This is a genomic window from Flavobacterium sp. (assembly GCF_965277525.1).
Classification (GTDB): domain Bacteria; phylum Bacteroidota; class Bacteroidia; order Flavobacteriales; family Flavobacteriaceae; genus Flavobacterium.
The window spans coordinates 74,783-86,818 of record NZ_CBDIDC010000001.1 but is presented as its reverse complement, the minus strand read 5'-3'; the positions used below and the strand labels follow the sequence as shown (position 1 = coordinate 86,818).

Below are 12,036 nucleotides of genomic sequence, written 5' to 3'. Positions count from 1 at the left end.
TGTTAAGATATTTGCCCGTCGCGGGCAGTCTTTTAGTCAAAAGATAAAAGTCATAAAGTCAAAAGGCTTTATAACTTTAAGACCTTTGACTTTAGACTAACAACCTTAAGGTGGTTATTGCGGCGGGGCTCACCTCTTCCCATCCCGAACAGAGTAGTTAAGCCCGCCTGCGCAGATGGTACTGCAGTTATGTGGGAGAGTATGTCGTCGCCTTTCTTTTAAGAATCCTTCCCGATTTATCGGGAGGGATTTTTTGTTTTACAAAATACTGCAGTTATGCGGGAGCTCCGATAGCTATCGGGGGTCGTTGCCTTTCTTTTAAGAATCCTTCCCGATTTATTGAGAGGGATTTTTTGTTTTACAAATAATGCAGTTATGCGCGAGCCCCGATAGCTATCGGGGGTCGTCGCCTTTCTTTTAAAGAATCCTTCCTGATTTATCGGGAGGGATTTTTTGTTTTACAAAATACTGCAGTTATGTGGGAGCCCCGATAGTTATCGGGGGTCGTCGCCTTTCTTTTAAGAATCCTTCCCGATTTATCGGGAGGGATTTTTTGTTTTACAAATACTGCAGTTATGCGGGAGCCCCGATAGCTATCGGGGGTCGTCGCCTTTCTTTTAAGAATCCTTCTCGATTTATCGGGAGGGATTTTTTATTTTACAAATACTGCAGTTATGCGGGAGCCCCGATAGCTATCGGGGGTCGTCGCCTTTCTTTTAAGAATCCTTCTCGATTTATCGGGAGGGATTTTTTATTTTACAAATACTGCTGTTATGCGGGAGCCCCGATAGCTATCGGGGGTCGTTGCCTTTCTTTTAAGAATCCTTCCCGATTTATCGGGAGGGATTTTTTGTTTTACAAATACTGCAGTTATGCGGGAGCCCCGATAGCTATCGGGGGTCGTTGCCTTTCTTTTAAAGAATCCTTCCCGATTTATCGGGAGGGATTTTTTGTTTTACAAAATACTGCAGTTATGCGGGAGCCCCGATAGCTATCGGGGGTCGTCGCCTTTCTTTTAAGAATCCTTCCCGATTTATCGGGAGGATTTTTTGTTTTACAAAACACTGCAGTTATGCGGGAGCCACGATAGCTATCGGGGGTCATCGCCTTTCTTTTAAAGAATCCTTCCCGATTTATTGGGAGGGATTTTTTGTTTTACAAAATACTGCAGTTATGCGGGAGCCCCGATAGCTGTCGGGGGGCATCGCCTTTTATATGGGTTGGTGATTGAACCGCAAAGTGCGCAAGGGAAGCTTTAGAATCCAGTGAAAACCGCAAAGTTCGCAAGGCTTAATTTAGAGCTTTGCGAACTTTGCATTTTTACTTTGCGGTAAAAAAAACTATTTTTATAAGAGTATGGAGCTTCTTTATAGTGTTTGCTCCTGAGAAGAAGACCTATCCCTTGTACGTGTTAAGGATGGAAGTGCTATAAGGATTGTTGAATATTAGAATCCATTAAGTCTCACCGCTAAACTTTTTAAATCCTGTTCCAGAGAACGAATGGTTGCCTGCAATTCGTTTAGCATATTTGCTCTTGAGTGTAAATCGTCTGCTGTATAGATGCCACCTTCATCAAAAAAAAGTTTTTGAGTTTTGACATCTATTTTACCATCAAAATTGTATTGTGTCCATCGGTTTTTGATACTTTCCTGCAGGTCATTTTCTCCGGAATTGCTAAATTCTTTCTCGTTTATAAGAGTCCATATAGAATTAGGATATGCCTCATTTGAATTGTCGTTGTACCAAATATTCCTAAGCAGATTCCTCTGAAGCTTTAGCTCTATTTTTTCTCCTTTTGGTGAAATTGTCAATGCCCCTAATCCGGCACTAAGTAATCCACCGGTTACACCAACTACATTACTGGCATTATTATTTTTTATTAAAACAGTTGCAACTGTAGTCAAGGCACCCAAGGTAACAGAAGCAACGGTTAGATTTTTAGTCTTCTTATTGTTGATGTCATCAATATAGTCTGCTAATTTGTTTATACGCTCACCATTACAGTCTAATTCTGAAGCTAACGCATTTATTTCTATAGTTGTAAGCATCAAGCGGTCAGTAATTTTTTGTTTTAAAACTAGCCTTTTTAAAGTATCTTTTTTTATTTGAAGATATTCTGCCAAATAAGTTTCAATGCCAATGGCCTTGCTGACTAATAGGTCGTGTTTGGATAAATTAGCATTTAAAATACTGTCTTGTTTGAATGTTTTATTTTGCGGAATTTCGAGCTGAGAATAATCATACTGAATAGTTGGCTGACAATAGTTACTCGTCAAATAATCTATTTTTGTACTCTTTAAAACACTACTACAAGAAGAGACAAGAAGTGATATTGTAATTGATCCGGCAAATAGCTTCAATAGTTTCATGTTGGTTTTTTTTCGGTGTTGTAAATTATTGTCTAACTTCTCGTAGTGAGAGAAATTTTGACTTATTTAAAACAGGATATTTTTCAGCTAAACGAAAATACAAAATTCTAATTACATCTTTTTTATAAAGAGTATTTAGGAGCGTAAAATATTGATAATGTACTATTTGTTGTTTGAAACAGTTGGCTGATCAGTTAAAATTTTCTAATAAAAGGTTCTAATCCTATTGCGATGCTATAAAATATTTGTTCATTTTAAATTGTTTTTAGTTTGAAGAGGATGTTTTGTTTTGATAGAGTATTTGAACTCCTATTTTTATTGGAGTAATTCTTATTTTATTGCGTTAATAGGATTCGTTAAAATAATGTATCTTTAATATAAAAGCTTAAAATAATTCCCAATTTAAACTATTAGAATGTATTTAAAATATTTATTGATTTGTTGTATTTTGTTTTCAATTACTGCAAATTCACAAATTGTAGAAGATAAAAAAAATTTCCGTGCTGCAGATTCGTTGTTGAAAGAACCTAGTTTTTCTGTTCACAAGGACAATTACTTTTTAACGGGAGTTCCGATAAATACTGATATTACCCGAAATACTGCTGATGTAAAATATCAGGTCAGTTTTAAGTTACGATTGAATTCAAAACCTTTGTGGGGCGGTTTTTTCCCCTATTTAATGTATACTCAAAAAGCATTTTGGGATATTTATGCAAGTTCAAAACCATTTGCAGAAATTAATTTTAATCCGGGTGTTGCCCTTGTTCGTCCGTTTTATTTAAAAGGAGGAAGGTTAACTTATGGGTCTGTCTCATTTGAACACGAATCTAATGGTAGAGATTCTATTTATTCCAGAACCTGGAACATGCTTGCCTTTTCATTAAAATCACAGATTTCTCCAAGGTGGATTGTTGGCTTAAGAGGATGGATTCCGCTTGTTGATAAAGAAGATAATCCCGGACTTACTAAATATGTTGGATACGGCGAAGCAAGCGCAACGTATCAGATACAACCGGGAAGATGGAGTGCAGACGTTCTTTTCAGGAAGGGAAGCGGACTTATCAATTATGGATCTTTGCAGACACAGGTAAATTGGCGACCATACAAAAGTGAGAATTATTATCTCACACTACAATGGTTTGTGGGATATACAGAAAGTTTGATTGATTATCAGGAGCACAAAAGTATGATACGTTTGGGATTTACAATAAAGCCTGAAAACATGGGGATTTTTTAAATTTTCATACTTTTTTGTTGGATTATAACTTAAATACGATACTCTGATTAAAATAATTAAAGCTTTAAACGATTGTTGTTTAAGGCTTTTTTGTTCATAATGGATTAAGTTCTGAACCTTATTTTTTATGCTGAAATTATAAATTCTGGTATTGATTCTATTGTAATACTTGTACGAATAATTTTTATATTTACGTTGCGTACTAAAAAATGTCTTAATCTGGTGTTTTTTAAACGTATTAAGCCAGAAATATTTCTTCATTTTGCCATCTGGCTTTTTTGAAATAGAATATGAAATAACCGGACCAATATGGCTCAATAATTACTTAGTGATAGGCATTCAGTACAGATAATCTTATCATTTAATTATGGAATATTTTTTGGAATTAGCAGAAAGTACAAAATCAACTTTGTTTTGTAAAAAAGCTTAATCATACTATTTATGAAAATAATTACACATCATTACGGAGTAGGGTTAGATTGGGTAGAACCCTTAGCAAAACAACTCGAAGGAAAGGTTGATGGTAATTTTATTTTGGTACCGGAACATATTCATACAGGTTATCGGTACTTTTTAAATTGTGATTTTGGAATTTCGGTGCTTTATCTGGATGTTTTGTATCATATTGACATTCATTACAGGCAAGAGAATAAAAAAGATGATTTTATAGGTATCTACTATAATCTTACTGAAGGAGAAGCTGTTTTTGTATCAAATGGTTTATCGAATCCTATTGGCAGGTGGAATTATAATTTGGCTTTTGTAGATAGTAGTCTGCGCCATGATTATATAGTTAAGGCCGGAAGCAAAACTTTTACCCTTTGTATTTTTATAAAAAAAGAAGTAATCAAAGAATATCTAAAAAACAATCCGTCTATAAAAGATCATGCAGATGATATTTTCAATCCGGAGCTAAATACGATAGTGAAGTTTACAAGAATGAGTAACGAAAGTTATAATCTTCTGATGAATCTTAGGGCTCATAAATTAGAAGACGCCTCTTTTGAACTGCATTTAAGAGGAACGGTGCAAAATCTTTTGGCAGAATATATTGAAAAAATGGTACTGGATGAGATTGTTGTTGATACAGTTAATGAAAATGATCTGACAAGTATAATAAAATCACAAGCATATTTAATTGAGAATCTAAATTGTACTTTTCCAAGTATTAGTTTTTTGGCACAAGAAGCCAATATGTCTGAATCAAAGTATAAAAGTCTGTTTAAAAAGATTACCGGAATGACTCCAAATGCCTTTTTTTTAAATAATAAATTATTAGAAGCCAAACGAGTTTTACAGGAAAAACAATTAACAGTTACACAAGTTTCAGATGCGTTACATTTTAGCAACAATTCTTATTTTGCTGCCAGGTTCAAAGAATTATTCGGAATGTCTCCAAAGGATTTCATTAAACAATTGTAATAATGATCGAAATTAGTCACACTTATTCTTTATCATCAGTATGGCAAAAACAACTTGCAAAAGTTCTTATTGAGCAAATCGGAGCAAAGCTAATTGAGGATAATTTTCTACAAATGCCTGAAAAAGTAGCAGATGGAGGTTTTTTTTATACAGAAGTTGTTCCCGGACTTTCGGTCGTAATTTGGGATTTAATATTCAAAGAAGCGTTTTTGGTACACAGACTTAAATCTGATGATGATCTTTATATTATTCATTATGACTTTAGCGATGAGATGAACCTTATTCACGTAGAGGGAATAAAACATAAAATTGGATATAAAGCAAATTTAGGGTTGGGCGTATTTGATAATGCTGTTGATAATGTTTTTCAACCGGTAGTGGGCGAAAGGGTTTTTGCAATGCGATTATTGGTGGCCAAGGACTTATTGAAATTTTCTGTAGTCAATGGATCCATAAGAGATTCTAATAAGCGTAAAATAAAAGCCGGAAAAAATACACTTTTCTTTTATGATCATATTGATAGTGAAAGCAAGGTAATTATGCATGCCATTAAAAGTAAATCTTTTCTTGATCCGGCTTTTGAGATCTATTTAAGAGGAGTTGCACTTAGGTTATTGGCTATATTTATTGATCGTTATTCTACTCAGGCACCTATGCTTCATCATATCCCGGAAAAAGAAGCAGAAACTTTAAATCATACCAAAGAATATCTCCTGAATAATTTATTTACAGGATTTCCCGGGGTTGAATTTTTGGCCAATTTCGCTGGAATGTCCGTTTCGAAATACATGTCTTTGTTTAAAAAAATGTTTATTGAAACTCCCAACAATTTTTTTGTAAGGGAAAAAATGATTCTTGCCAATGAACTCCTTAAAAGTGGAAAGTTTGATTCCGTGATAGATATTTCACATCAATTAAATTATGTCAAAATAAGTTATTTCACTTCAATATATTTTCAGCAATTCGGAAGAAAGCCCGTTGATGATTTTATTAAAGCTACTTTTTAAACTTCTCAATTTTTATCTCAATGAATAAATCTTATTTAACAGCATTTTATTCGTCTGTTGTTTGTTGAAATATGTCTTAATATGCTATTTTTTTAAAATATTTTGTCAGAAATATTTTGTCACTTTGTACTCTAAATTGGTATGAAGAAAAGTATGACAAATAAAAATGATCCGGAATATAATTTCGAAGATTTTTGTTTTTTAATTAAAATAATCTTCTAATTGTAAGAGGATTTTAAAAGAATAAAACAGAGGTTTTAGGTTTTGTTAAGCATAAAAGTAGTAGAGCGATGAAGAAGAAAAAGGCATTGGTATATGATAGTCAAAAGTGCTTTTCGAGGTTCTTAAAGTATGAATTCAAAGAACATTTTACATTTGATGTATATAAAAATTTTAAAAATTTCGATGATCAGATAGAAGAGTATGCAGTGCTGATATTTGTAGTGTATTCGGATAAAGAATTAATTGATTTATTACGGATTTACAAGAGAGGAATTCCATTGATCGTTTCGACGTTAAATAAAGAAATGAAATTAAAATTAGAAAAAATAGAAGATATCTTATTGTTTGATCCCACCAAAATAAAATCAGAAATGAGAACAGAATTGAAGTTCTGTCTTACCACTGTTGCTTAACATTTCAAAAATATAAAATCTTGTTTAGTTGGGTGCTGAACAAAATTTTTAAAGGCTTTATATTCAATGTCTTTATTTGCAGAAATCAAAAATATTTATTTTTTTAAACTGCCCAAAACGCTCTTAAAATTGTTATTGGTCGAAATTTTATAGCTCAGATCATAATTTAGATTAATATTGTGTTGTTACTATTTTAATAAAAAGTGATTAAATACAGCGCGATGAAAAAAGCTTTTCTATTAGTATGTTTTTTTTGCATCATAACACCCGTTATCAGTCAAAAAAAAGTAAAATCCCCGGAACCATTTGGTCCCTTGCCAACCCAAAAACAAATCGATTGGCAGGAAATGGAATTCTATGCCTTTGTACATTTCTCCTTAAATACCTTTACAAACAAAGAATGGGGGTATGGCGATGAATCTCCGGAACTTTTTAATCCAACAAATCTCGATGTTCGCCAGTGGGCACGAGTAGTGAAAGAAGCAGGAATGAAAGGGATTATTTTAGTAGCCAAACATCATGACGGATTTTGTTTATGGCCATCAGCCTATACAGAACGTTCTGTGAAGAATTCTCTCTGGAAAAATGGTAAAGGCGATCTGGTAAAAGAATTAGCAGCAGCTTGTAAAGGATATGGCTTAAAACTCGGACTCTATCTTTCGCCCTGGGACAGAAATCGCGCAGATTACGGCAAACCCGAATATGTAACCTATTTCAGAAATCAGCTAAAAGAATTATTAACCAATTACGGAGATGTTTTCGAAATGTGGTTTGATGGTGCCAATGGCGGAGACGGATATTACGGAGGAGCAAACGAAACCAGAAAAATAAATACACTTGAATATTACAACTGGGATGAAACCTATAAATTAATATACAAAATAGCGCCCAAAACGTTAGTCTGGGGAGTTGGACCATCTGAAGCAAGATGGATTGGAAATGAAGAAGGCCGTGCCGGAAAAACAAATTGGAGCCTTTTACGCCAGAAAGACGAACTCGCTGGAAAAGTACACTATACAGAGTTTATGTCCGGTCATGAAGATGGCGAAAAATGGGTTCCCGGAGAAGCAGATGTTTCAATAAGACCCGGATGGTTTTATCATGCAGTAGAAGATGATAAAGTACGCCCGCTGGATGAAATGGTCGATATTTATTACGAGTCAATTGGCCGTAATGCTACTTTGCTGCTCAATCTTCCGGTAGATAAAAGAGGTTTGGTTCATGAAAACGACCAAACCCGATTAAAAGAATTAGTGAATACTATAAAATCCGATTTTAAAACCGATTTAATATCAGGAAGTAAAATTACAGCCGATAATATTAGAGGAAACAACAACGAATTTGCAGCAAAAAATACAGCCGACGGAAATAAAAATACCTATTGGGCAACAGATGACGCTGTAAAATCAGCTTCTATTGTATTTGAATTCAATAAACCAACACCAATTAATCGTATCCTGCTTCAGGAATATATACAATTAGGACAACGCGTTAAAGCTTTTACAGTTGAAGCCAAAGTGGATGGAAAATGGAAAACTGTTGCGAACGAAACGACAATTGGGTACAAAAGAATTCTAAGAATAGACAGAGTAATGGCATCGGCACTAAAAATAAATATTACCGATTCAAAAGCAAGCATTGTCATTTCGAATATTCAGGCCTATAATGCGCCAACTTTTGTGCGGATGCCCGAAATACAGCGAGATAAAAACGGGAATGTCACAATGAAATCTGAAGAAGGAAACCCTGTTTATTATACTGTTGATGGGAGTAACCCAACTCAAAAAAGCAATTTATATAAAGGAGAATTCCAGTACAATAAAGCTGTTGAAATTAAAGCCGTTGCTATTAATGGAGCAGAAAATATCAGCAGTGCCATAAAAACTGCAAAATACGGTGCTTCAAAAGAAAACTGGAAAATAGTTACAGCTACGAGTGGAGATTTGAGTTTGGCCAACCGAATTATCGACGGAAATCCAAATACAGACTGGAGTTTTGGAAGTGATTCTAATAAACTTCCCCAGGAAATAACAATCGATATGGGAAGTATTGTGAGCATTAACGGATTTACTTATGTGCCACAGCAAGTAGGTAATAATCTCAATTTAATTTCAAATTATGAATTCTACACCAGTGAGGATAATGTAAAATGGACATTGCAGTCAGAAGGAGAATTTTCGAATATAAAAAATAATCCCATCGAGCAGATAAAGACCTTTAAAAAAGCTCAGGCAAGATATATTCGTTTCGTTGCCAGGTCAGTAGTAGGGAAGGGATCGACTGTTTCGATAGCAGAAATAAATGTAATTGAAACACTATAACAGCTTTTAATTTGGCATCTTTTTTCTTAAAGTTTCGAATTATGTTTTCTAGCGAAGGTAACAGGTTATTAGTCGAATTTTTGATTATTTACATTGTGTAATATTTAATTTTATATTAAATAATCACAACAACAGACAAATGATTAAAGAAAGTATAAATTTTAAAGAAGCTGGAAAGTTTGAAGAAACCCGCTTTGAGAAGATTCATAATGTAATTTTCGATTCGTCTCAGGAAGCTTCGATATTAGTAGCTCAGGAAATAGCCAATATAATTCAGAGAAAAGAAGAGTTAAACGAACCATGTGTTTTAGGATTAGCAACAGGATCATCACCTGTAAAAGTTTATGAAGAACTCGTTCGTTTGCATAAAGAAGAAGGTTTAAGTTTTGCCAATGTAGTAACCTTCAATTTAGATGAATATTATCCAATGGATAAAAATAATATTCAGAGTTATTGGTATTTCATGCATGAGCATCTTTTTAATCATGTTGATATTCATCCGCAAAACGTTAATATTCCTGACGGAAACATCAGCAATGAAGACCTGCAGCAATATTGTATCGATTACGAAATGAAGATTAAAGCTTATGGCGGATTGGATTTTCAGCTATTAGGTATTGGCAGAACCGGACATATCGGATTTAACGAACCGGGATCTCACGTTAATTCGGCAACCAGAAGTATCACACTCGATCATTTAACGAGACAAGATGCGGCATCATCATTTTTAGGTATTGATAATGTACCAAGAAAAGCAATCACAATGGGAATTGGTACAGTCAAAAATGCCAAACGAATTGTGCTTTTAGGATGGGGAATCAGCAAAGCCGAAATCATAAAAAAAACAATCGAAGGTGAAATTTCCTCCAGGGTTCCGGCAACGTATTTACAACAGCACAACAACACAACATTTGTTTTAGATACAGAAGCTTCATCAGAATTAACGAGAGTAAAAACGCCCTGGCTGGTTAAATCTGTAATCTGGACCGAAGAATTAAAACTGAAAGCCGTTGCATGGTTAAGCGAATTGACAAAAAAACCGTTCCTTAAATTAACCGATAAGGATTATAATGATAACGGAATGTCAAGCCTTTTAACAGAAGAAGGAACTGCATATGATTTAAACATAAAAATGTTTAACAAAATGCAGCAAACCATTACAGGATGGCCGGGTGGAAAACCTAATGCTGATGATACTTACAGACCGGAGCGTGCCACACCTGAAAGAAAAAGAATTATCATTTTTAGTCCGCATCCGGACGATGATGTTATTTCGATGGGAGGAACTTTTGACCGACTTGTAGAGCAGGGACATGATGTGCATATTGCTTATCAGACCTCAGGAAATATTGCCGTTTCAAATGAAGAAGCTTTAAAATTTGCCGAAATATCAAAAGCATTAAATGCGAATTCTGCAGAAGCAGAAAATATCATCAACTTTTTAAAGAATAAAAAAGCCAACGATATAGATTCATTAGAAGTCAGAAAATTAAAAGGATTAATTAGAAGAAGTGAATCTGTTGCAGCAACCCGATATTTAGGAGTTCCCGATTCAAATGTTAACTTTTTAGATTTACCATTTTATGAAACTGGAACAGTTAAGAAAAATAACCTTGGAGAAGCTGATATACAAATTATGTGTGATATTATCGAAAGGATAAAACCGCACCAGATTTATGCAGCCGGAGATTTAGCAGATCCACACGGAACACACAAAGTTTGTCTTGATAGTTTGTTTGAAGCATTAAAAAGAGTAAAACACCACAGTTATATGAATGATTGCTGGGTTTGGTTATACAGAGGAGCATGGCACGAATGGGAATCTTACCAAATCGAAATGGCAGTTCCAATGAGCCCTGATCAGGTCCTTAAAAAACGCCATGCCATTTTTTATCACCAGTCCCAAAAAGACGGAGTCATGTTTCAGGGAGATGACAGCCGTGAATTCTGGGTAAGAGTAGAAGACAGAAACAGATTAACAGCAGAAAAATACCACGCTTTAGGATTAGCAGACTACTCGGCTATCGAAGCCTTTAAACGATATTATTTCTAGATTGTAACATCTTTAAAATATAATAAACTATTTCATGTGGTTTATTTGGTTAGTTACCAACTTTGAAAATGCAGCCCTGGTTAGGCTGCATTTTTTTTGCTTTATTATCACTCAGTCTTTTCATCCTGAGCAAAGTCGAAGGGCGCAAAGTAGCTCCACAATTCTTTTCCCTACAATCCTTTTCTCACCAATCTTGTCACTCTTCGTTCCTCGGACATTAAATGAAAAAAGTCTTCGGCTTCGCTTAGACTGACAAACTTTCTAAATCGAAGAATTCAAAATCTTCTGTTTCACATGATCGATATAAGACCTGCCAATTACATATCTTAGGCCTTCAATTTCGATACTATTTCCTTCAACCGCATCAATCTTGTCAATTGCAATCGTATAAGATCGGTGTATTCTTAAAAAATTCCTTTCGGGAAGTAAATCCGTAAAATCAGATAAGGTGCTATGAATGATATATTTGCCGGTTAGCGTATTTATTTTTAAATAATCCTTTAAGCTTTCGATGACTAAAATTTCATTAAAGAAAATTTTTTTCATCCTTTTCTTGTCGATTTTTACAAAGATAAAAGGGCTTTCCGGGCTGCTTTCCTGAGGGATATTGTTTTTATTTTCGAGTCTTTTACTAATCTTATTCAGCGTTTTCATTAATCTTGGAAACTCGATAGGTTTTACCAGATAATCTAAAACATCCAGTTCATAAGTTTCTATAGCAAACTGACTGTAGGCACTTGTAATAATAAGAATTGGCGGATTTTCCAGACTTTTTATAAAATTAATACCATCAAGAACAGGCATGTTAATGTCAAGGAAGATTACATCAACCGTATTGTTTTTTAAAAAATTTAAACCTTCAATCGGGTTACTAAAAGTATTTATTACCTCAAAATTCTCGATTGGCTCTAAATAATTTTTTATAACATTGATAGCCAATGGCTCATCATCTATAATCAAACAATTTATCTTCATTTCTATAATCTTAGTTA

At 34.4% G+C, this 12,036-nt stretch carries 8 protein-coding genes and 1 rRNA gene; 7 read left to right on the top strand and 2 right to left on the bottom strand.

Going from position 1 to position 12,036, the window contains the following annotated elements; all coding sequences use genetic code 11:
• Positions 1 to 106: 106 nt before the first annotated feature.
• Positions 107 to 216 (top strand): 5S ribosomal RNA (rrf, locus tag ACQY44_RS00305).
• Positions 217 to 1,445: 1,229 nt separating this feature from the next.
• Here rrf and ACQY44_RS00300 read toward each other — a convergent pair.
• Positions 1,446 to 2,369 (bottom strand): hypothetical protein, encoded by a 924-nt coding sequence (locus ACQY44_RS00300; RefSeq protein WP_428228433.1) that lies wholly within the window; start codon positions 2,367 to 2,369, stop codon positions 1,446 to 1,448.
• Between the two features lie 415 nt (positions 2,370 to 2,784).
• On the opposite strand from ACQY44_RS00300, the gene ACQY44_RS00295 reads away from it, so the two are divergent.
• From ACQY44_RS00295 to nagB, 6 genes are all read left to right on the top strand, one after another.
• The gene (locus ACQY44_RS00295; RefSeq protein WP_428228432.1) at positions 2,785 to 3,606 is read left to right on the top strand and encodes a phospholipase A; all 822 of its coding nucleotides are present in this window, start codon (positions 2,785 to 2,787) and stop codon (positions 3,604 to 3,606) included.
• Positions 3,607 to 4,047: 441 nt separating this feature from the next.
• Entirely contained in the window at positions 4,048 to 5,028 is a 981-nt protein-coding gene (locus tag ACQY44_RS00290; protein WP_428228431.1) for a helix-turn-helix transcriptional regulator, read from the top strand.
• 2 nt (positions 5,029 to 5,030) lie between these two features.
• A complete protein-coding gene (locus ACQY44_RS00285) occupies positions 5,031 to 6,035 on the top strand; it encodes a hypothetical protein (protein WP_428228430.1) in 1,005 nt (334 codons plus the stop codon).
• A 290-nt stretch (positions 6,036 to 6,325) separates the two neighbouring features.
• Positions 6,326 to 6,670 carry a hypothetical protein gene (locus tag ACQY44_RS00280; protein WP_428228429.1) on the top strand — a complete coding sequence of 115 codons (345 nt, stop codon included), beginning with the start codon at positions 6,326 to 6,328 and terminating at the stop codon, positions 6,668 to 6,670.
• A gap of 221 nt (positions 6,671 to 6,891) precedes the next feature.
• On the top strand, positions 6,892 to 8,991 hold the full coding sequence (locus ACQY44_RS00275) for an alpha-L-fucosidase (RefSeq protein ID WP_428228428.1): 2,100 nt from the start codon (positions 6,892 to 6,894) through the stop codon (positions 8,989 to 8,991).
• 139 nt (positions 8,992 to 9,130) lie between these two features.
• Positions 9,131 to 11,044 carry a glucosamine-6-phosphate deaminase gene (gene nagB / locus ACQY44_RS00270; protein WP_428228427.1) on the top strand — a complete coding sequence of 638 codons (1,914 nt, stop codon included), beginning with the start codon at positions 9,131 to 9,133 and terminating at the stop codon, positions 11,042 to 11,044.
• A 261-nt stretch (positions 11,045 to 11,305) separates the two neighbouring features.
• Here the strand turns inward: nagB and ACQY44_RS00265 are convergent, their stop codons facing one another.
• Entirely contained in the window at positions 11,306 to 12,019 is a 714-nt protein-coding gene (locus ACQY44_RS00265; RefSeq protein ID WP_428228426.1) for a LytR/AlgR family response regulator transcription factor, read from the bottom strand.
• Between the last annotated feature and the right edge of the window lie 17 nt (positions 12,020 to 12,036).